The organism is Nocardiopsis sp. RV163 (genome assembly GCF_001029525.1).
In the GTDB taxonomy this organism is placed as follows: Bacteria; Actinomycetota; Actinomycetes; order Streptosporangiales; family Streptosporangiaceae; genus Nocardiopsis; species Nocardiopsis dassonvillei.
In genome coordinates, this window is record NZ_LEKI01000114.1 from 1 (window position 1) to 19,791 (window position 19,791).

The window sequence follows — 19,791 nt, forward strand, 5'->3', positions numbered from 1 at the left end:
GCCCCCGCTCTGGCGAGCACCGACCCCCGACCTGGCGGTACGCCCCCTGGCCCGGCAGGGGGCACGGTTCCCGGCGTGGTCGCCGCCGCACGGACGAGGAGACGGGGACCGCACGTGAGCGCCCGGGGGGAACTGCTCTCGTGACGGCCACCGTCGGTACGCTTCTGACGCACCTGGTGACCGGTTTCGGTGCGGTGCGGACCTGCCGCCCGTGCGGATACGTCTCGGTGGAGAACCGAGAGAGCCCATCGCTGTTCCGCCGCGGCAGGCGTGGGCACGGGGCGCATGCGGACGTGAACGCGGCTCAGAGCATTCTCGCGCGCGGACGGGACAGCCCCTCGGGGTGAACCGTGCCAGCCTGCCGAGACCTCTGGGACGCCATGACGATGAGGCCGGAACCAGCCTCGGCCGCGAGGCGCGCAGCGCCACCGGGGCGGCAAGGCCCGGTCGGAATCCTCCTCGTCCACGAGGGACGGGAAGTCGACGGGTGGTTCGACCACGCGCTCACGCCCGCGGCGGGCGCCCTGCTGCTCCGGCTCCGGGACGCCTGACAGGGCGGGTGCGGACGGTCTCGCGAGAAGAGGGGTGGGGGCGCATGGCCGAGTGGGCCGGGGACGGCCCACGTGCCTGGGCGCGGGCGGCGGTCGCGCCGCTGGCACGGGCCGGGCGCGAGCTGACGGGCACCTTGCTGGGGCTGTGCACCGCCGCGCTCACGCTGGTGTGGGTCCTCGCGGCGGCCGCGGCGCTGGTGTGCGCCCCGTTCCTGCCCTCCCGGGCCCGGCGCCGGTTCCGCGGCGCGGTGACCCGGTGGGCGGTGCGCCTGGGCGACGCGGACCTGGGCCGTCTGGCCCGGTGGTCGGGGGGAGGCGTCGTCGAGCCGGGGACCGGGGCCGCCCCGCGCGTGGCCTACCTGCTGCTGCGTCTTCCGGCGGCGCTGTTGTGCGGCTACCTGGCGCCCACGGCGCTGACGCTGGTGGCGGTCTTCGTCGGCGGCGCCGCGCTGGAGCTGTTCACCGGGGGCGGCACCTACGTGCCCGTGCTCATGCCCGGCGCGCGGATACACGTCTCCAGCGTCAGTGTGGGCCTGTTCATGGGCTCGGTCGTCCTGGCGGCGACGTGGCTGGTGGCGGCGCTGGCCTCGGCGGCCGACCGTGCCCTGGCCCGCCGCCTGGTGGGCCCCAGCAGAGAGGACCTGCTGCACCGGCGCATCGACGAGCTGACCTCCACCCGGTCGGGCATCGTCCGGGCGGTGGACGAGGAGCGGCGGCGCATCGAACGCGACCTGCACGACGGGGTCCAGCAGCGCGTGGTGGCGCTGGCCATGCTGCTGGGGCGGGCCCAGCGCGGCCACGACCCCGAGCGCGCGGCGCGGCTGGTCCGCCAGGCGCACACCGAGACCCGGGTGCTGCTGGACGAGCTGCGGGAGGTGGCCTGGCGGGTCTACCCCACCGCGCTGGACGCCCTGGGCCTGGAGGCGGCGCTGACCGAGGTGGCCGAACGCAGCCCCCTGCCGGTGGAGGTGCGCGCGCGCCTGTCGGCCCCGCCGCCCCGCGAGCTGGCCACGGCGGTGTACTTCGCGGCGCGCGAGGCCATCACCAACGCCGTCAAGCACGCCGGTGCCGGGATGGTGATCGTGCACTTGGACGACGCCGACGGATTTCTGGACCTGCGGGTGCTCGACGACGGCCGCGGCGGCGCCGACCCCGCGGGCGGCGGTCTGACCGGCCTGGCCAGGAGGGTGCGGGCGCTGGACGGCACACTGGCGGTACACAGTCCCCGGGGCGGTCCGACCACGGTACGCGCCGTGCTGCCCCTGACCACGATACGGAGCCCCCATGCGCCTGGTGATCGCTGACGACTCGGTCCTGCTCAGGGAGGGCCTGGTGCGGTTGTTGGAGGAGGAGGGCCACGAGGTGGCGGCGGCGGTCGGCGACGCCGACGCTCTGTTGGCCGCGGTCGCCGAGCACGCGCCCGACGCCGCCGTGGTGGACGTGCGGATGCCGCCCACCCACACCGACGAGGGGCTGCGGGCGGCACTGCGCATCCGCGCCGACCACGAGAAGGTGGCGGTGCTGGTGCTGTCGCAGTACGTGGAGCAGCGCTACGCCGCCGAACTGCTGGCCGGTGCCTCGGGCGGGGTCGGCTACCTGCTCAAGGACCGGGTGTCGGAGGTGGGGGAGTTCCTGGAGGCCCTGGAGCGGGTGCGCGCGGGCGGGGCGGCCTTCGACCCCGAGGTGGTGCGCCGGCTGCTGGCGCGCACCACCCACACCGACCCGCTGGCCCGGCTCACCCCGCGCGAGCGCGACGTCCTGGAGCGCATGGCGCAGGGGCTGAGCAACGCCTCGATCGCCGAGCGGCTGTACGTGTCGCTGAGCGCGGTGGAGAAGCACGTCAACTCGATCTTCGACAAGCTGGGTCTGGGGCACGCCTCCGGCTACAGCCGCCGGGTGCTGGCGGTGCTGCGCTACCTGGACAGCTGAGCGCGGCCGCGGCGGGGTTCGGGCGGCACGGACCGCAAAGGGCACGCGTACCGCCAAGTCGGGGGTCGAGGAGGATTACTACAGGATTTGGCGGTAGAGCCGTGTCCTGGGCTTCGACCACATCAACTTCCTGGGCTCCTACACCTTCCCCACCGTGGAAGACCTGCGTCCCCTGCGCGACCCCGACCAGAGCGACTGATCCTGCGGGCTCGGACCGATTCTGAGAAACCACCTCGTGGCGGGCAGGGTCAGGCCGCCACGCCGGCGGGCGCCAGCCGCCCGTCGCGCATCTCCCAGACCGCATCCGCCTGGTCCAGGTACTCGGTGTCGTGGGTGACCAGAACCGTCGCCAGACCGAACCGGGCGGTCAGCTCGGCGATGAGGTCCACGATCGCCCGCCCCCGCTCGTGGTCGAGCGCGGCCGTGGGCTCGTCGACCAGCAGCACATCGGGGGTGCCGGTCAGAGCGCGGGCGATGTTGACGCGCTGCCGTTCGCCCCCGGACAGGTGCGCGGCGCGGCGGTGCTGCCGGCCGTCGAGCCCGACGGTGGCCAGCAGGTCGGCCGCGGCCGACCGGTGCGCGCGCGGACGCCGTCCCCGCATGTGCTCGGTGACCAGCAACTGCTCGACCGCCGTCAAGGACCCGATGAGGTTGGACTGCTGGAAGACGATGCCGATCCGGTCGCGCCGTAGCCGCGCCAGCTCCGCACGGGACAGCCCGCGAGTGTCGGTGTCACCGATCCGTACCGTTCCCGTCTCGGGGCGGATGAGGGTGGCGGCCACCGAGAGCAGGCTCGATTTGCCCGAGCCCGAAGGGCCCACCACGGCGTGCAACTCGCCGGGGGCCACCGTCAGCGACACCCTGTCCAGGGCCGTCACGGTGCTGTCGCCGTCGGGGTAGGTCAAGGTCACATCGGACAGGGTCATGCTCATCGGACGCCTCCCAGAGCGGTCAACGGGTCGACGGAGGTGATGCCGCGCACGGCGAGGACGGCCCCCGCCATACCCAGGGCGGCCATGCCCGCGATGGGCGCCAGCACGGTGGCGGCGGTCAGTTCGAACGGGACCGCTCCCGCCGCCAGCGCGCCCAGGGCCACGCCCAGGCCGCCGCCCGCGGCGGTACCGGCCAGCAGTACCAGAGCGGACTGGCCCAGGGCGTCGCGCAGCAGGTAGCGCGTTGAGGCGCCCAGCGCCTTGAGGATCGCGATGTCACCGGTGCGCTGCACCGTCCATACGGTCAAGAACGCACCGACCACCAGGGCGGAGATCGCGTAGAGGAACCCCTGGATCATCAGCAGGGAGCCGTTCTCCGAGGCGAACGCGCCGATCGCGGCGAGGCTGTCGTCGCGATCGGCCGAGACGGTGTCCGCCGCGGTGTCGATCGCGTCGAAGTCGGCGGTGCCGTCGGTGCCGGCCGCCACCACGGTGCCCACCGGGGTGTCCTCGCCCGAGTCGGGTACGAACGACTGCCAGGTGTCCAGCGACGTCCACACCGCCGGGGTGTGGCTGTAGGAGTCGTCGCCGCTGACGGCGGCCACCGTCAGCTCGGTGCCGCCCAGGGTGAGGACGTCGCCTTCGCCGATCCCCTCCTCCTGGGCAAGGGATTCCCCGATGACGAGGGCGCCGTCGGCGGTGCCCTGGGGGGCGAGTCGGCCGTCGGGGTCGGCGGCGAAGACGGTGGCCGCGAAGGACGAGCCGTCCTCGGCCTCCAGCCGGCTCTGGGTGATGCCCAAAGGCTCGGCCCACGCGATCCCGTCGGCGGCGGACCAGGCGTCGACCTGGTGCGCGGTGACCGAGCTGTCGGCGTAGGACTCCTCGGGCTCTTGGTCGCCTGCGGCACCGAAGGCGACGCGCTCGGCGGGCAGGTTCTCGACCGCGGAGGTGGACTCCGCGGCCAGACCCGCGGTCAGCCCCGACAGCAGGACGACCAGCAGGGTGATGAGGCCGACGACCGACCCGATGAGCGCGAACCTCCCCTTGGCCGCTCGAATGTCTCGGAGTGCGACGAACACGGTGCTCCCTTCCGGCAGGCGGACCCGGCGGCCCGCTCGTTCTCCACCCTCCGGGAAACCGGCCCCTGTGCCATCGGGGCGATGGTCGAACGGCGGGCATCGAACGAGGGAGCCGAAAATCCACCTCATGATGGATACCGGCGGTGCCCGCACCCCGCATACGCTGCGCCGGGGCATGATGAAAGCGCGAGAGGGGGTGGCCCCATGGGCGAGGCCGGACCCACCGGCGGGACCGTGCTGTGGCTGCTGCGCGCCATCTTGCACACCGCGTTCTTCGCGCTCCTGGGCATCGGTGCGCTGCAGACGGCCACCGACGGCCTCGCGGCGCCCGCCGACCGCTGGGCTGCCGTATTCGGCGCCCTGGTGCTGGCCGCGGTCTACGCCGCTGGGCCGCTGATGCGGCACCGCGCTCGGTCGCGCGCGACCGCTTTGGGATGGCTGGCCGCTGTCACCGCGCTGTGGGCCCTTGTGCTTCTGACCGGACCGGACTTCTCCTGGGTCGCTTTCCCGCTGTTCTTCCTGCACCTGCACCTGCTGCGGCGGCGGCACGCGGTGGTCGCGGTCACCGTCATCACCGCCGCCGTCGTCGCCGCCCAGGCCCTGCACCTGGGCGCCCTCACGGTCCCGGTGGTCCTGGGCCCCGTCATCGGCGCTCTGACATCGGTGGTCATCGCCCTGGGCTACGCGGCGCTGTACAACGAGAGCGAGCAGCGGCGCCGGCTCATCGACGACCTCACCCGTACCCGCGGAGACCTGGCCGCGTCCCAGCACCGCGCCGGGGTGCTGGCCGAGCGCGAACGCCTGGCCCGCGAAATCCACGACACCCTCGCCCAGGGCCTGTCGAGCATCGTGCTGCTGCTGCGCTCCGCCGAGGGAGCGACCCCCGGCGTCACCGGGCCCGCACGGGAGCGGATCGCCGAGGCCCGCGCCACCGCGGCTGAGAACCTGGAGGAGGCACGCCGCTTCGTTCGCGACCTCACCCCGCCGTCACTGGAGAAGGGGTCGCTGGTGGAGGCGCTGCGGCGGGTGTGCGAGCGGGCCGCCCGGGAGGGCGGCCCGGAATCCGTCCTGCGCGTGGATGGCGATCTGGTACCACTACCGCGCGACTACGAGGTGGCGCTGCTGCGGGCCGCGCAGGCCAGCCTCGCCAACACCGTGGCACACGCGGGCGCCACGCGAGCAGTGGTCACACTCGGGTTCCTCGACGAGGAGGTCACCCTGGACGTGGTCGACGACGGCCGCGGGTTCGCCGCCGAGCCCACGGTGCCGCGCCCGGACGGCACGGGGTTCGGCCTGGCCGCGCTGCGAGAGCGGATGACCGCACTCGGCGGCCACCTGGAGGTGGAGTCGGCGCCCGGCGAGGGCACCGCCGTGGCGGCAAGGCTCCCGCTGGCCCGAGGCGCCGCAGCCAACGGTGAGGGAACGAAGGACGGAACCGATGAGCAGACCTGACCCCGAGGACGGGGCCCCGCTGCGCATCCTGCTGGTGGACGACCATCCGGTCGTGCGACGCGGTCTGCGCTCCATGTTCGAGGACCACGGGGGCATGCGCGTGGTGGGGGAGGCCACCGACGGAACCCAGGCCCTCCAGGCCCTGGCCGCGCTGGTCGCCCCTGAGGGCGCCGGGGTCGACATCGTGCTGATGGACCTGCAAATGAGCCCGGGCATGGACGGGGTGGCCGCCACCGGACGCATCACCGCCCAACCTGATGCGCCGCCGGTCCTGGTACTGACCACCTACGACACCGACGCCGACATCCTGGCTGCGGTGGAGGCCGGCGCATCGGGCTACATGCTCAAGGACGCACCGCCCGAGGAACTGTGCCGCGCCGTGCGTGCAGCGGCGCGCGGCGAGACCGCGCTCGCCCCGCATGTGGCCGCCAGGCTGCTCGGGCGGCTGCGCACGCCCGGCCCGGCGCTGAGCCCGCGCGAGGTGGAGATCCTCGGCCTGCTCGCCCGGGGGCTGGCCAACCGGGCCATCGCTCGCGAACTGTTCATCAGCGAGGCCACCGTCAAGACCCATCTGGTGCACATCTACGACAAGCTGGGGGTCGACAGCCGCACCGCGGCGGTCTCGGTCGCTCTGGAGCGCGGAATCATCCGGTCGGCCTCCAGGGAGGATCGGCCCGGATCTTGAACGTGGCACCTCCGTGACGCACGTGCCGGAGCTGTCCGGCGGCCGCCGCAACGAACTCCGGGAGAAGTGAGTGAGCCCCCACCTCCTGCGCGTGAAGTCACGTCTCTACCGCCAAATCCTGTAGTAATCCTCCTCGACCCCCAAGTCCTTCGGGCGCCGGTGAGGGGCGCCGTTTTCCACAGCCGTTCGGACTCCCGCGCTTGCGCACGGCCTACTTGTCAAGCTAAGATTTACACGTGCAAGAAAAATTGACAGAGACGCTGCGCGTCCTGAAGGCGCGCACGGAAGCGTTCCTCGCATCGCGCGTCCTGACGAGGGACGACGACTGGACCGACTCGCTTGGGCGTGCCGTGAGCATGCGCTCGGCCGCCGACGACGTCGTGCGCGCCGTCGTGGGGCAGGCGCGCCAGGACGGCGTCACGTGGCAGGTCATCGGTGACGCGCTCGGCGTGAGCAGGCAGGCGGCGTTCCAGCGCTACGGAAAACCGATCGATCCCAGAACAGGAGAGCCCATGAACACCACACCGCTCCCCGGAGCCGCCGAACTGGCCGCCTCGGTGGTCGAGGACCTCGCGTCCGGGCGATGGTCACACGTCACCGAGCGGTTCGATCCGGTCATGCGCGACGGCCTGTCGCAGGACGCGCTCGCGGCCGCGTGGGCGCAGATCATCGGCCTGGCGGGAGCCTTCGAGGGGCGGGGGGAGCCGGAGGCCGCCCGGGCCGGCGACGTGACGGTCACGAACACGCCGCTCTCGTTCGAGGCGGGCGACTACACGGCACGGATCACGTTCCGCGACGACCGCACCGTGGCCGGTCTGCACATCCTCGAAGGGAAGTCGTCGTGACCGACGAATCACCGAACGTGTCGGGGACGGCGACGGTCAGGAGCGGATCCCGTATGAGCGGCCGCGACCTGCGCTCCATCGGCGTGTTCACCGCCCTGGCGTTCGCGCTCGCCTGGCTCGTCGCGCTACCGCTCTGGCTCGGCGACGGACTCACCAGCCCCTGGTTCCCGTTCGTGGCCACCGCCGTGATGATGACCCCCGCGATCGCCGCCCTGGTCGTCGTGTTCCTCGTGGAACGTCCGAGGCGGAAGACGTGGACGCTGGGGGTGTGGCCGCTACGACCGGCCCGCAGGCTGCTCGGCTACGCGGCGCTGGGGGTCTTCGTGCCCATCGCGCTCGTCCTGGCGGCGCTCCCGGTCGGCGCGCTGCTGGGGGTCTATCCGGCCGACTTCGCGAACTTCTCCGCGTTCCAGCAGGTCCTCGCAGAGCAGGCGGGTGACGCCGGATCGGCCGAAATGCCGATACCGGTCGGCGCGCTGATCGCCATCCAGCTCGCCACTCTGCCGGTGGCGGCGTTCGTCAACCTCATCCCGGCGCTGGGCGAGGAACTCGGGTGGCGGGGGTGGCTGCTCCCGAGACTGATGCCGCTCGGCACGTTCACGGCCCTGCTGGTCTCGGGCGTCATCTGGGGCCTCTGGCACGCCCCGCTCATCCTCCTCGGGTACAACTACCCCGACGCGCCGGGCTGGCTCGGCCTGACCGCGATGGTCGGCATGTGCGTTGTGGTCGGCGCGGTCTTCGGCTGGCTGCGCCTGCGGTCGGGGTCGGTGTGGCCCGCGGCTCTGGCGCACGCCGCGTTCAACGGGGCGGGTGGGACCTACCTCCTCTTCGCGAAGGCGGGCGAGCACGTCGACACCACGCAGGCCACGATCCTGGGCTGGAGCGGGTGGATCGTACCGCTCGCGCTCGTCGCGGTCCTGATCGCCACGGGACAGTTCTCCTCCGCGAAGCACCCGTCCGCCCCGCCGTCAAAGGAGGGGACCGCAACCGAAGACGGGGCGGCCGAACGAGTGAGCGGCCAGTAGGCACAGCGGACGCCGCGGCCTTCGCGAACGGTCGTGGTGGCGCTCTCCTTCGAATACCGGTCCCCGGCACGGTCTGCTCCCGGGACCTGGAACGGTCAGTCCAGGTCGGCGAGTTTGCCTCTCAGCAACTCCCGCTCGCGCTCGTTGCCGCACCGGCGCAGGGCCAACTCCAGTTCGGTGCGCGCCTCAGCGGTGCGGCCCAGCCGCACGAGCAGCTCCCCGCGCACACTCGGCAGCAGGTGCGAGTCCGCCAGTGCCCCGGCCGCCGCCAACTCGTCCACGACCCGCAGCGCCGCGGCCGGTCCCCGGGCCATGGCGACCGCCACGGCCCGGTTGAGATCCACCACCGGGGAGGGCGCCAGACGGCCGAGCGCCTCGTAGAGCAGCACGATCCGCTCCCAGTCCGTCTCCCGCGCCGAGGGGGCGAGCGCGTGGCACTCGGCGATCGCGGCCTGGAGTCCGTAGGCGCCCAGCCCCCGGCCGACGCTCCCGGCGCGGGCCAGGGCGGCCCGCCCCCGGCGGATCGCGGCGCGGTCCCAGCGGCGGCGGTCCTGGTGCTCCAGCAGCACCGGCCGCCCGTCCGCCCCGGTGCGGGCCGGAAAGCGCGCCGCAGTCAGCTCCAACAGCGCCAGCAGGCCGTGGACCTCGGGCTGGGCGGGGACCAGCCGGGCCAGAACCCGGGCCAGGCGCTGGGCCTCGCCCGCGAGATCGCGCCGGAGCAGGTCGCCTCCGGAGCTGGCCGAGGAGCCCTCTGTGAATATCAGGTAGACCACGTTGAGCACCGAGCCGAGCCGCTGGGCCCGCTCCCGGGCCGGGGGCACATCGAAGGGCACCCGGGCCGCCCCCAGGGTCTTCTTGGCCCGGGTGATCCTGGCCTGCACGGTCGCGGTGGGGACCAGGAACGCCCTGGCGATCTCCTCACTGGTCAGACCGCCGACCACCCGCAGGGTGAGCGCCACCCTGGCCTCCCGCGAAAGCACGGGGTGACAGGCGGTGAACATCAGCGCGAGCACGTCGTCGTCGATCCGGTCCGGATCCCACAGCACGTCGTCGGCCTCCCCCGTGGGGTCGCCGGCCGCGCCGCCCGAGGCGGCGCCGCCCTCGCCCAGGTCTCGGGCGAGGACGGCGTACCTGTCGTCCAGGGCGGAGCGGCGGCGGAACGCGTCGATCGCGCGGCGGCGGCCGACGGTGAGCAGCCACCCCGCCGGGTTGCGGGGCACGCCCTCGCGCGGCCAGGTCACCAGCGCCTCGGCCAGCGCCTCCTGGGCCAGGTCCTCGGCCAGCGCGAAGTCACCGGTGTAGCGCGCGAGCGCGCCGACGATCCGCGCCGAGTCGATCCGCCAGACGGCGGCTACGGCCTCGCGGCCGGTCGGGTCAGCCATCTGCGGTCGGTCCGCTCAGAGCTGGCCGGTTGCCTCGCGCCAGGCCCGCTCCCTCTGGATCCACTCGTTGTCCTGCGGGAACTCGTCGATCGTGGTGACCCGCCGGATCTCGGTCTTGAACCCGGGGCCGCCCATAGGCGCCCGCTTGGCCCACTCCACGGCCTCCTCCTTGGAGGCCACGTCGAGGATGTAGAACCCGCCGAACAGTTCCTTGGTCTCGCCGTAGGGGCCGTCGGTGACCACGGGCGGCTCCGAGGAGTAGTCGACGACCACGCCCTCGGCGGCGTCGTCGAGGCCCTCCGCGGCGACCAGCACCCCGGCGCGGATCAGCTCGTCGTTGTACCGGCCCATGGTCGCGAGAATCTCGTCGAAGTCGATCTCCCCCATCTTCGCGAAGGCCTCGTCGGTGGCGCGCATGATCAGCATGTACTTCATGGCTCTGTCTCCCCGGGTGTCGCGGGCCCCCTCCGGGCCCCTTCACCCCTAGGTCGAACGGGGGGTGCCGCGGATCGACACGTCCACCGATCTTTTTCCGAGGAATTCTGACAGAGTCCGTCCGCGTCCCGGTCCCGCGACCCGCCTACCGGGCCAACAGGTCGCGCAGCGCCCCGACCACCTCGGCCGGGGCCTCCTCGGCCATGAAGTGGCCGCAGGTCACCGTGCTGTGGTGCAGGTCGGGGGCCCAGGCCCGCCACACCGCGGCGGCGTCGTAGCCCAGCGCCGCGCCCCAGTCCTGCTGGAGCACCGTCACCGGCATGGCCAGACGCCGCCCGGCCGCGCGGTCGGCCTCGTCGTGCTCGACGTCGATCCCGGCCGAGGCCCGGTAGTCGGCCACGATCGAGGGCACCGCCTCGCGGGAGGCCCGCAGGTAGGCGGCGCGGACCTCGGCCGGGATCGCCTCGGGGTCGCGCGTCCAGATGTCCAGGAAGTGCCCGAAGAACGCGTCCGGGCTCGCGCCGATGAGCTGCTCGGGCAGGCCCGGGGGCTGGGCCATGAGGTACAGGTGGAAGCCCACCGCGGCAGAGGCCCCGCGCATGACCTCCCACATGTCCAGGGTCGGCAGCACGTCGAGTGAGGCCAGGTGGGTGACGGTGTCGGGGTGGTCCAGCCCGGCGCGGATCGCGACCAGGGCGCCGCGGTCGTGACCCGCCAGGGCGAAGCGTTCGTGGCCCAGGGCGCGGGCCAGGGCGACGACGTCGGCGGCCATGGTGCGCTTGGCGTAGGCGTCGCCGTCGGTGCCGACGGGCTTGTCGCTGTCGCCGTAGCCGCGCAGGTCCGGGCAGATGACGGTGTGGTCGGCGGCCAGGTCGGCCGCGACGTGCCGCCACATCAGGTGGGTCTGGGGGAAGCCGTGCAGCAGCACGAGGGGGCTGCCCGAGCCGCCGACGGCGGCGTTGAGCGCCACGCCCTCGGCGACGGGCACGCGCTGGTAGTCGAATCCCTGGATCCTGGGTTCCACGGTGGTCTCCTCGGTGGATCGGAGTCCGGTCCCCGGCGGTCGCCGGGGCTCTCGGTCGTCCACGAGCCTGCCGGGGTCCCATGAGCAGCCGATGAGCAACGGTTGAGCGGGGGCGTCGGCGGCCCCGGCCGGTGCGGACGGCCGGATAGGTTTGCTGTCATGGAGGGGGAGGTGACACGGGCGGCGGTGTCCTTCCGCGTGCTGGGCCCCCTGGAGGCCGCCGGCGCGCACGGACCGCTCGCCCTCAAGGGACCGCGACACCGCGCGGTGTTGGCCAGGCTCCTGGTCGCCGAGGGCCGTGCCGTGCCCGTGGACCGCCTCGTGGACGACCTGTGGGAGGCGCCCGCCGAGGGCTCTGTGGCTGCGGTGCGCACCTTCGTCTCGGCGCTGCGCCGGTCCCTGGAACCGGACCGGCCCGCCCGGCGGCCCGCACGGCTGCTGGTGACCGCGCCGCCCGGCTACGCGCTGAGGGCCGCTCCCGAGGCGGTCGACGCCCGGCGCTTCGCCGGGGCCGTGGCCCGTGGCGGCGCACTACTCGCCGAGGAGCGGCCCGGTGCGGCGCTGGTCGGGCTGGAGGAGGCCCTCGGGTGGTGGCGGGGTCCGGCCTACGCCGAGTTCACCGCCTACCCCTGGGCGCGCGCCGAGGCCGACCGGTTGGAGGGGCTGCGGCTGCTGGCGGTGGAGCGGCACGCCGAGGCCCTCCTGGCGCTGGGGCGGGCGGGTGACGCCGTGCCCGCCCTGGAGGCGCACGCCCTGGCCCACCCCCTTCGCGAGAACGCCTGGCGGCAGTGGGCGCTTGCCCTGTACCGCTCGGGCCGTCAGGGTGACGCTCTGGCCGCGCTGCGCCGCGCACGCCAGACCCTGGCGGAGGAACTGGGGGTGGACCCCGGCCCCGAACTGCGGCGGCTGGAAGCCGACGTCCTGGCCCAGGCGCCCCACCTCACCCCGCGTGCCGCCTCCACCGCTGTTCCGGCACGGGCGGAGGGCGCGCCCGAACCCGTTCGGCGCCCCTTCGTGGGCCGGACCCGGGAGGTGGAACTGCTGGAGGGGGCTGCCGCCTCCGCCGCGCCGCACTCTCCGGCCCGGGTCGCGCTGGTCTCCGGTGACGCCGGGGCGGGCAAGACGGCCCTGGCCGAGGAGCTCGCGCGGCGGCTGGCCGGGCGCGGGTGGACCACGGCCTGGGGGCGCGGTCCCGAGCACGAGGGGGCGCCCGCGACCTGGCCCTGGACGCAGATCGCCGCCGTGCTGGCGGCGTCCGCGGACACCGACCGCGACACCACGGGCACCGCGGTCCGCGGTGACACCATCGGCCTCACCACGGACGACGACGCCGCAGACCCGGCATCCAACGCGAGCCCCGCCTGGACGGACAGGCCCTCCACGGGCACAGGCCGGGGTGAGGCCGCCACAGAGCCCGGGAGCATCGCCGCCACCGCCCGAAACAACGAAACCGTGGCGCCGGGGAGTGCCTCCCCCGACCCCGCGGCGGCCCGGTTCGGCGTCCTGCGCCAAGCCGCCCGCCTGCTGGCCTCGGCCGCGCGGCGCGGCCCCGTCCTGCTGGTCTTCGACGACCTGCACCGGGCGGCGGAGGAGACCCTGGAACTGTTCACCTTCCTGGCCGCCGAACCGCTCCCCGGGCCCGTGCTGCTCCTGGGGACCCACCGGACCGGCGAGGTCCACCCCGCGCTGACCGCGGCCCTGGCCCGGCTCGCCCCCGGCGAACCTGCCCGCGTCTACCTGGGCGGGCTGGCCGAGGACGCGACCGAGGCGCTCGTAAGGGCCCTGGTCGGCCGCGACGTCGGCGGGCGGGCGCTGCGCGCCGTCCACCGGCGCAGCGGCGGCAACCCCTTCTTCGTCCGTGAGCTGGCCCGTCTGCTGTCCGACGGGGACGGCGCCGCGCTCGACGCGGTCCCCGCCGGGGTGCGCGACGTCATCCGCCACCGCCTGGGCTCCCTGACGCCCGGGGCCCGGGACCTGCTGCGCCGGGCCGCCGTGATCGGCCGCGACGTCGACCCCGACGTCCTGTCGGCCCTGTCCCAGGACGGGGAAGCCCTGCTCGACGCCCTGGACGAGGCGCTGGAGGCGGGCTTCCTCACCGACCGCGCCGAACCGGACGAGCCCGACGGCGCACCCGGTCTGCGCTTCGCGCACGCGCTGGTGCGCGACACCCTCTACCAGGACCTCTCCCGACCCCGCCGGGCGCACTTGCACACGGCGGTGGCCGAGGCCGTCGAGGCGCTGCACGCAGACCGGGCCGACGTGCTCGCCCACCACTTCGGGCGGGCGGGCACCCGCGCCACCGCGGCCCGGGCCGCGCACCACGCGCGCACGGCCGCCCTGCGGGCGGAGGAGCGCTTCGCCCCGCACGAGGCGGCCCGGCTGTGGCGGGAGGCCGTCGCCGCCCACGACCGCTCCGGCGAGGACCTGCCCCGCGAACGCCTGGAGGCGGTCATGGGCATGGTGCGGGCGCTGGCCGTCACCGGCCGTCTGGAGGAGGCCCGCCACCACCGCGCCCGGGCGGTGGCCGCGGCCGAGGAGTTGGGCGACGCCGAGCTGGCGGCTCAGGTCATCACCGCCTTCGACGTGCCCGCCCTGTGGCCGCGCAACGACGACGAGGCTCTGGCCCGCCGGGTCGCCGGGGCCGCCGAACGCACCCTGGCCGCCCTGCCCGAGGACCGCCTGGAGCAGCGCGCCCGCCTGCTGTGCGCCCTGGCACTGGAACTGCGCGGCGCCGCCACCGGACGCGGACCGGACGCGGCCCGCCTGGCCGAGGAGACCGCCCGCGGGCTCGGCGACCCCGCCCTGCTGTGCCTGGCGCTCAACGCCCGGTTCATGCAGTCCTTCCAGTGCGCCGGACGGGCCCCGCAGCGCGTCGAGATCGGCGCGGAACTGGTCGACCTGGCCTCCCGGCACGGCCTGGTGACCTTCGAGGTGCTGGGCCACCTCGTCCTGGTCCAGGCCTACTCCGCGCTCGCCGACTTCGGCGCCGCCGACGCCCACGCGGCCGACGCCGACCGGCTGGGCTCGCGTTACGGGATCGCCCTGGTGGGGGTGTTCACCCGGTGGTACGAGGCGCTGCGCACGGCCGCGCGGGGGTCCGTCGAGGAGGCAGGGGCCGCCTACCGCTCCGCGAGCGTGCGGCTCGCCGACACCGGCATGCCCGGGGTGGAGCAGGGCATCCTGCCCCTGGCTCTGCTGTGCCTGCGCCTGCGGGGCGGCCGCCCCGCAGCGGTGGACCCCCGCCAGGACTGGGGCCCCTACGCCCCCTGGGCCGAGGCCCTGGCCCGGCCCGGGTCAGCGCCCCTCCCGCCCGACGCGCCGCCCGGCCTGCTCGGGGAGGCCCTGACCTGCCTGTCCGCCCGGGCCGCCATCGCCGTCGGCGACCGCCCCGCGATGGAGCGCGCCCACCGCCTGCTCTCACCCGCCGCCGGGGAGCTGGCCGGTGCGGGCAGCGGTCTGCTGACCCTGGGGCCGGTCGCGCACCAGCTCGGCGACCTCGACCGCGCGCTCGGACGCCGCGAGCGGGCCGCGGAGCACTACCGGCTGGCCCTGCGCGTGGCCGCCCGGGCCGGGTCGCCGCACTGGACCGCCGCGGCCCGGGCCGCCCTGGCCGAACCGGACTGAGCACCCGACGAATCGGGCCGCGGAGCGGCGCGGTGGCCGATCCGGTGGCTCGCGGACACCCGCACACGCGGTTCGGGGGTCGGGTTCGAGCGCAGGCGGCCAGAGGCCGCGGGCGCCGAGTGCGGTGTCCGCGAGGGCGTCGGCGATCGCGAACGAGAGGCCCGCTCCCGCCGTGCATCGGTCATGCCGCCGGAGCACCCGGGCCAGTGCCTCGGCAGGGGAGGAGTCCGGAGTCAGGGATCCGGTCGGCGACCGCGTCACGCCCTCCGGGATGTGTAGTTTGGCCCTCCTGTGATAAAAAGTTAGGCGTGCCGAACTTTCAAGATGAGGCTTCTTCACATTTCTGGTCGGCGAAGCTCCCCGCCGCCTCCCTCGCCCTCGTCCTGGGCCTGACCGCCTGCTCCTCCTCCGCCGGACAGGAGCGCGACGACGGACGGCTCCTGGTCCTGACCACGTTCACCGTCCTGGCGGACATGGCACGCAACGTCGCCGACGGGCGCGTGGAGGTCGCCTCGCTCACCCGGCCCGGAGCAGAGATCCACGGCTACGAGCCCACACCCGACGACCTCGTCCGCGGCCAGGACGCCGACCTGATCCTGGAGAACGGGCTCGGCCTGGAGGCCTGGTTCAGCCAGTTCACCGAACGCGTTCAGGCCCCCACCGCCGTGCTCAGCGACGGCGTCGAGACCATCCCCGTCTCCGCGGGGGAGTACGAGGGCCAGCCCAACCCCCACGCCTGGATGTCGCCCGACAACGCCCCCGTCTACGTCGACAACATCCGCGACGCCCTCACCGAACTCGATCCCGGGGGCGAGCAGGCCTACGCCGAGGCGGCCGAGGCCTACAAGGACGAGATCAGCGAGGTCGGCGACTACCTGGAGGACGAACTCGCCGGGGTCCCCGACGGCTCCCGCGCCCTGGTCACCTGCGAGGGGGCCTTCTCCTACCTGGCGCGCGACGCGGGGCTGACCGAGATGTACCTGTGGCCGGTCAACGCCGAGACCCAGGGCACCCCCCGGCAGACCGCCGCCGTCACCGAGTTCGTCCGCGACAACCGGGTGCCCGCAGTCTTCTGCGAGAGCACCGTCAACGACGGCTCCCAGCGCTCGGTGGCGCGCGAGACCGGCGCCGCCATGGGCCGGACCCTCTACGTCGACTCCCTTTCCGAGGAGGGCGGCCCCGTACCCACCTACCTGGACCTTCTGCGCCACGACGCAGAGGCCATCGTGGCCGGGCTGCGGGGGGAGGAGCGGTGAACGCCGCCATCGAGGTCACCGACGCCACCGTCCGCTACGGCGACGTCCTGGCGCTGGACGGCGTGAGCCTGTCCGTCGCCCCCGGCCGCGTCTGCGGCCTGCTGGGCACCAACGGGTCGGGCAAGTCCACCCTGTTCAAGACCGTGCTGGGCCTGGTCCCCGCCGACGGGGGGCGGGTGCGGATCCTCGGGCGCACCGGGGCCGCCGCCCGCCGCCGCGGGCTGGTGGGCTACGTGCCCCAGTCCGAGCAGGTCGACTGGGCCTTCCCGGTCCGTGTGCGCGACGTGGTGATGATGGGCCGCTACGGGCGCATGGGACAGCGCCGCCGCCCCCGCCCCGCCGACCGGGAGGCGGTCGAGCACGCCCTGGACCGCACCCACCTGGGCGATCTGGCCGACCGCCAGATCGGCGCGCTCTCCGGCGGCCAGCGCAAACGCGCCTTCGTGGCCCGCGCCATCGCCCAGGGAGCCGACGTGCTACTTCTCGACGAGCCCTTCGCCGGGGTCGACAAGCGCTCGGAGGGGCGCATCACCGAACTGCTGCTGCAACTGCGCGGCGAGGGCCACACGCTGCTGGTGTCCACCCACGACCTGGCCCAGGTGCCCGCCCTGTGCGACGAGGCGGTGCTGCTCCAGCGCCGCGTCGTGGCGCACGGCCCACCCGAGGAGGTCCTGCGCCCGGAGATCCTCATGGAGGCCTTCGGGGTCCACACCGGCGAGGAGGGGACGGCATGGACGCGCTGACCGCGATCGCGGAGTGGTTCACGGTGCCCCTGGGCTTCGACTTCGTCCGGCGCGCCCTGCTCGTCAGCGTGGTCGCCGGGGTGGCGTGCGCCGTCCTGTCGTGCTGGATGACGCTGGTGGGCTGGTCGCTGATGGGCGACGCCGTCTCCCACTCCGTCCTGCCCGGGGTGGTGCTGTCGTACCTGTTCGGGCTGCCCTTCGCGGTGGGCGCGCTGGTCTTCGGCGCCGGGTCGGTCGCCCTGATCGGGGTGGTGAACCGCACCTCCCGGGTCAAGGAGGACGCCGTCATCGGCGTGGTCTTCACGGCCATGTTCGCCCTGGGCCTGGTCCTGGTCTCGCGGGTGCCCAGCCAGACAGACCTGGGGCACATCCTGTTCGGCAACGTGCTGGGGGTGTCGGACACCGACATCTGGCAGGTGCTCGTCCTGGCCGGGGTGGTGCTGGCGGTGGTCTGGTACAAGCACCGCGACCTGACCCTTTACGCCTTCGACCCGGTCCACGCCCACGCGGTGGGAATCAACCCCCGCCTGCTGGAGACTCTGCTGCTGGGCCTGCTGTCGGTCACGGTGGTGGTGGCCCTCCAGGCGGTGGGGATCATCCTGGTCGTGGCCATGGTCATCGTCCCCGGCGCGACGGCATACCTGCTCACCGACCGCTTCGAACGGATGCTGGTCGTCTCCGCGGCGGTGGCCGTGGTGGCGGCCGTGGTGGGGGTCTTCCTCAGTTTCCACCTGAACGTGTCCACCGGCGGGGCGATCGTGCTGGCCCAGTCGTCGGCCTTCACCCTGGCCTACCTGTTCTCGCCCCGCCAGGGCGTACTGCTGCGGCGGCGCACCGCCGCTACGGGCGCCGCACGTCGATGACGTACTTGCCTCGGACGCCGCCCGCCTCCAGCCTGCGGTGGGCCTCCGCGACGTCGGCCATTGGGAAGACCGTGTCGACCAGGGGACGGACCCTACCCTCCTCGGCGGCGCGTGTGAGCTCGGCGATGCGTTCCGCCGACGGGTTGTTGCTGAAGAGCTTGGTCCGGCCGGGCCGCACGGCGGCCCGGAGCCCGGTGCCGAGCAGGGACCTGAGGACGCGGTCCGGGTCGAAGGCGAGCGTGACCATGCGCCCGCCCCGCTCCAGCCGCGCCTGGTAGGCGCCGAGGTCGGTGCCTACCAGATCGACGATGACGTCGAAGCGGCCGAGGTCCCGCGGCCGGGTCGTGCGGTAGTCCAGGGCCTCGTCGGCGCCGAGTCCTCGGATCCAGTCGAGGTTGCTTGCGCCGGCGAGGGCGGTGACCTCGGCGCCGAGCGCCTTGCCCAGCTGCACCGCGACGCTGCCCACACCTCCGGTGGCGCCGCGGACCAGGAGCCGTTCACCGGGCGCGAGGCGGGCCTTGTCCGTCAGCGCGGTCAGGGCGGTGGTGCCCGCGCCAGGAAGGGCGGCGGCCTCCAGGAGGCCGAGGTTCCCGGGTGCGCCGGCGAGCCGCTGTTCCGGGACGACGACGTACTCGGCGACGGCCCCGAAGACGAAGTGCGGCGTGAGCCCCCACACCGCTTCCCCGGCCCGCCAGGCGCGCACCCCCGCCCCCGCCGCAGCGACGCGGCCCGTGAAGTCGACGCCCACGCCCCGGGGGAACCGGGCACGGGTGATCCCGCGCATCCTGCCCGAGCGGAAGGCGACCTCGCCCGCGTCCACGCTCGCGGCGTGCACCTCGACGAGCACCTCGCCCGCTCCCGGACTCGGCGTGTGCACCTCGTCGACGCGCAATACCTCGGGCGGGCCGAATCGGTCGTACCGCACAGCGCGCATGGTCGTTCTCCCCAGTCTCGCAAAGAAAGTGGGGTGGCCCCCCACTTCATTCCGCTAAGATAACCGGAGAGGCGCCCCACTTAGCAAGCGAAGGAGGTCACGGTGGTCGAGAGCGCGGCGCGAAAGCCCCTGCGCGCGGATGCCCGGCGCAACTACGAACGCATCGTCGCCGTGGCCGAGGAGGCGTTCACGGCCCACGGCGCCGACGCCTCGCTGGAGGAGATCGCCCGCCGGGCCGGGGTGGGCTCGGCGACCCTGCACCGGCACTTCCCCTCCCGGCGCCGCCTGCTGGAGGTGGTCTTCCACGACCGCGTCGAAGCGCTCTGCGCCAGGGCGCGGGAGCACTCCCGCGCCAGCGGGCCGGGCCCCGCCCTCTTCGCCTGGCTGCGGGACCTCAACGCCTACGCCGAGGCCAGCCGCGGTCTGGCCGCCTCGCTGCTGCGGGACGGCCGCGACGCCGACCTGCTGGAGCGCGACGACGGCTGCGCTGCGATGATCACCGCCGCGGCCGGTGAACTCCTGGAGCGCGCCCGTCGGGCGCGGGCGGTGCGCCCCGGTGTGCGCGCCGAGGACCTGGTCGCGCTCGTCAGCGCCATCTCGCTCGCCACGGAGGACCACCCCGACTGCGCGCAGGCGGGCCGTCTGCTGGACATAGCGTTCGCGGGCGTGCGCCCGCAGAAGCCCGGGACCACGACGGGCGGGGGTTCCTGAAACCGGGGCCGGACGCGGTCCCGCCCCCTCGCGGGGGAGGGCGGGCGGCCGGTCCGGAGGGGGTGTCCCTCGCCGGGCGCGCGACCCCCGAAGGGCACCGGTCGTCCGCCGACCGGGCACGGGCACGAACAGAAACGGCGCGGCGGCACGGGGAGTGGTCCGTGCCGCCGCGCCCGGGAGGGGCCGGGCCGGAGGGCGAATTCTAGGGATCGTTGCAACACTGAAGGTCAGTTGCTTGCTTGAAGCAGCTTAGCGAGGCGCTCGGCTGGGGTATCCCAGCCGAGCGTTTTGCGTGGGCGCCCGTTGAGCTGGACGGCCACC

17 protein-coding genes are annotated in these 19,791 nt (G+C 74.2%); 11 read left to right on the top strand and 6 right to left on the bottom strand.

Features of this window, described 5'->3' with window-relative positions; all coding sequences use genetic code 11:
- The first annotated feature begins 595 nt into the window (after window positions 1-595).
- Both ABD54_RS18670 and ABD54_RS18675 read left to right on the top strand, forming a co-directional pair.
- Window positions 596-1,855: a sensor histidine kinase gene (locus tag ABD54_RS18670; protein WP_053063612.1), complete on the top strand. Its 1,260-nt coding sequence runs from the start codon at window positions 596-598 to the stop codon at window positions 1,853-1,855.
- Window positions 1,836-2,480 (top strand): response regulator transcription factor, encoded by a 645-nt coding sequence (locus tag ABD54_RS18675; RefSeq protein WP_047870810.1) that lies wholly within the window; start codon window positions 1,836-1,838, stop codon window positions 2,478-2,480. Before ABD54_RS18670 ends, ABD54_RS18675 begins: the two co-directional genes overlap by 20 nt.
- A gap of 248 nt (window positions 2,481-2,728) precedes the next feature.
- On the opposite strand, the gene ABD54_RS18680 is transcribed toward ABD54_RS18675, so the two are convergent.
- Together ABD54_RS18680 and ABD54_RS18685 are read right to left on the bottom strand one after the other, a co-directional pair.
- Window positions 2,729-3,412, bottom strand: coding sequence for an ABC transporter ATP-binding protein (locus ABD54_RS18680; RefSeq protein ID WP_047870794.1), 684 nt, complete (start codon window positions 3,410-3,412; stop codon window positions 2,729-2,731).
- Window positions 3,409-4,491, bottom strand: coding sequence for an ABC transporter permease (locus tag ABD54_RS18685; protein ID WP_047870795.1), 1,083 nt, complete (start codon window positions 4,489-4,491; stop codon window positions 3,409-3,411). The genes ABD54_RS18680 and ABD54_RS18685 overlap by 4 nt, the downstream gene beginning before the upstream one ends.
- A 204-nt stretch (window positions 4,492-4,695) precedes the next feature.
- Here ABD54_RS18685 and ABD54_RS18690 point away from each other — a divergent pair, with 204 nt between their 5' ends.
- From ABD54_RS18690 to ABD54_RS18705, 4 genes are all read left to right on the top strand, one after another.
- Window positions 4,696-5,943 carry a sensor histidine kinase gene (locus ABD54_RS18690; protein WP_047870796.1) on the top strand — a complete coding sequence of 416 codons (1,248 nt, stop codon included), beginning with the start codon at window positions 4,696-4,698 and terminating at the stop codon, window positions 5,941-5,943.
- Window positions 5,930-6,628, top strand: coding sequence for a response regulator transcription factor (locus ABD54_RS18695; RefSeq protein ID WP_047870797.1), 699 nt, complete (start codon window positions 5,930-5,932; stop codon window positions 6,626-6,628). The genes ABD54_RS18690 and ABD54_RS18695 overlap by 14 nt, the downstream gene beginning before the upstream one ends.
- A gap of 236 nt (window positions 6,629-6,864) precedes the next feature.
- Entirely contained in the window at window positions 6,865-7,473 is a 609-nt protein-coding gene (locus ABD54_RS18700) for a DUF3887 domain-containing protein (protein ID WP_235432108.1), read from the top strand.
- A gap of 53 nt (window positions 7,474-7,526) precedes the next feature.
- Window positions 7,527-8,498, top strand: a complete 972-nt coding sequence (locus tag ABD54_RS18705; protein WP_047870799.1) for a CPBP family intramembrane glutamic endopeptidase — start codon at window positions 7,527-7,529, stop codon at window positions 8,496-8,498.
- Between the two features lie 95 nt (window positions 8,499-8,593).
- On the opposite strand, the gene ABD54_RS18710 is transcribed toward ABD54_RS18705, so the two are convergent.
- The 3 genes from ABD54_RS18710 to ABD54_RS18720 form a co-directional block, all read right to left on the bottom strand.
- Window positions 8,594-9,880 carry an RNA polymerase sigma factor gene (locus ABD54_RS18710; RefSeq protein WP_047870800.1) on the bottom strand — a complete coding sequence of 429 codons (1,287 nt, stop codon included), beginning with the start codon at window positions 9,878-9,880 and terminating at the stop codon, window positions 8,594-8,596.
- A gap of 15 nt (window positions 9,881-9,895) precedes the next feature.
- Window positions 9,896-10,315, bottom strand: a complete 420-nt coding sequence (locus ABD54_RS18715; protein ID WP_047870801.1) for a YciI family protein — start codon at window positions 10,313-10,315, stop codon at window positions 9,896-9,898.
- Between the two features lie 145 nt (window positions 10,316-10,460).
- Window positions 10,461-11,339 (bottom strand): alpha/beta fold hydrolase, encoded by an 879-nt coding sequence (locus ABD54_RS18720; RefSeq protein ID WP_047870802.1) that lies wholly within the window; start codon window positions 11,337-11,339, stop codon window positions 10,461-10,463.
- A 159-nt stretch (window positions 11,340-11,498) separates the two neighbouring features.
- Between ABD54_RS18720 and ABD54_RS18725 the strand changes: the two genes are divergently transcribed.
- The 4 genes from ABD54_RS18725 (at window position 11,499) to ABD54_RS18740 (ending at window position 17,825) form a co-directional block, all read left to right on the top strand.
- Window positions 11,499-14,963, top strand: a complete 3,465-nt coding sequence (locus ABD54_RS18725; protein WP_047870803.1) for an AfsR/SARP family transcriptional regulator — start codon at window positions 11,499-11,501, stop codon at window positions 14,961-14,963.
- Between the two features lie 308 nt (window positions 14,964-15,271).
- Window positions 15,272-16,219 carry a metal ABC transporter substrate-binding protein gene (locus ABD54_RS18730; protein WP_047870804.1) on the top strand — a complete coding sequence of 316 codons (948 nt, stop codon included), beginning with the start codon at window positions 15,272-15,274 and terminating at the stop codon, window positions 16,217-16,219.
- Window positions 16,216-16,962 (top strand): metal ABC transporter ATP-binding protein, encoded by a 747-nt coding sequence (locus ABD54_RS18735; RefSeq protein ID WP_047870805.1) that lies wholly within the window; start codon window positions 16,216-16,218, stop codon window positions 16,960-16,962. The genes ABD54_RS18730 and ABD54_RS18735 overlap by 4 nt, the downstream gene beginning before the upstream one ends.
- The gene (locus tag ABD54_RS18740) at window positions 16,950-17,825 is read left to right on the top strand and encodes a metal ABC transporter permease (RefSeq protein ID WP_047870806.1); all 876 of its coding nucleotides are present in this window, start codon (window positions 16,950-16,952) and stop codon (window positions 17,823-17,825) included. The genes ABD54_RS18735 and ABD54_RS18740 overlap by 13 nt, the downstream gene beginning before the upstream one ends.
- Here ABD54_RS18740 and ABD54_RS18745 read toward each other — a convergent pair.
- Complete coding sequence (locus ABD54_RS18745; RefSeq protein ID WP_047870807.1) at window positions 17,803-18,759, bottom strand: NAD(P)-dependent alcohol dehydrogenase; 957 nt, start codon at window positions 18,757-18,759, stop codon at window positions 17,803-17,805. The genes ABD54_RS18740 and ABD54_RS18745 overlap by 23 nt on opposite strands.
- A 102-nt stretch (window positions 18,760-18,861) precedes the next feature.
- On the opposite strand from ABD54_RS18745, the gene ABD54_RS18750 reads away from it, so the two are divergent.
- Window positions 18,862-19,470, top strand: a complete 609-nt coding sequence (locus ABD54_RS18750; protein WP_047870808.1) for a TetR/AcrR family transcriptional regulator — start codon at window positions 18,862-18,864, stop codon at window positions 19,468-19,470.
- The last annotated feature ends 321 nt before the right edge of the window (window positions 19,471-19,791 follow it).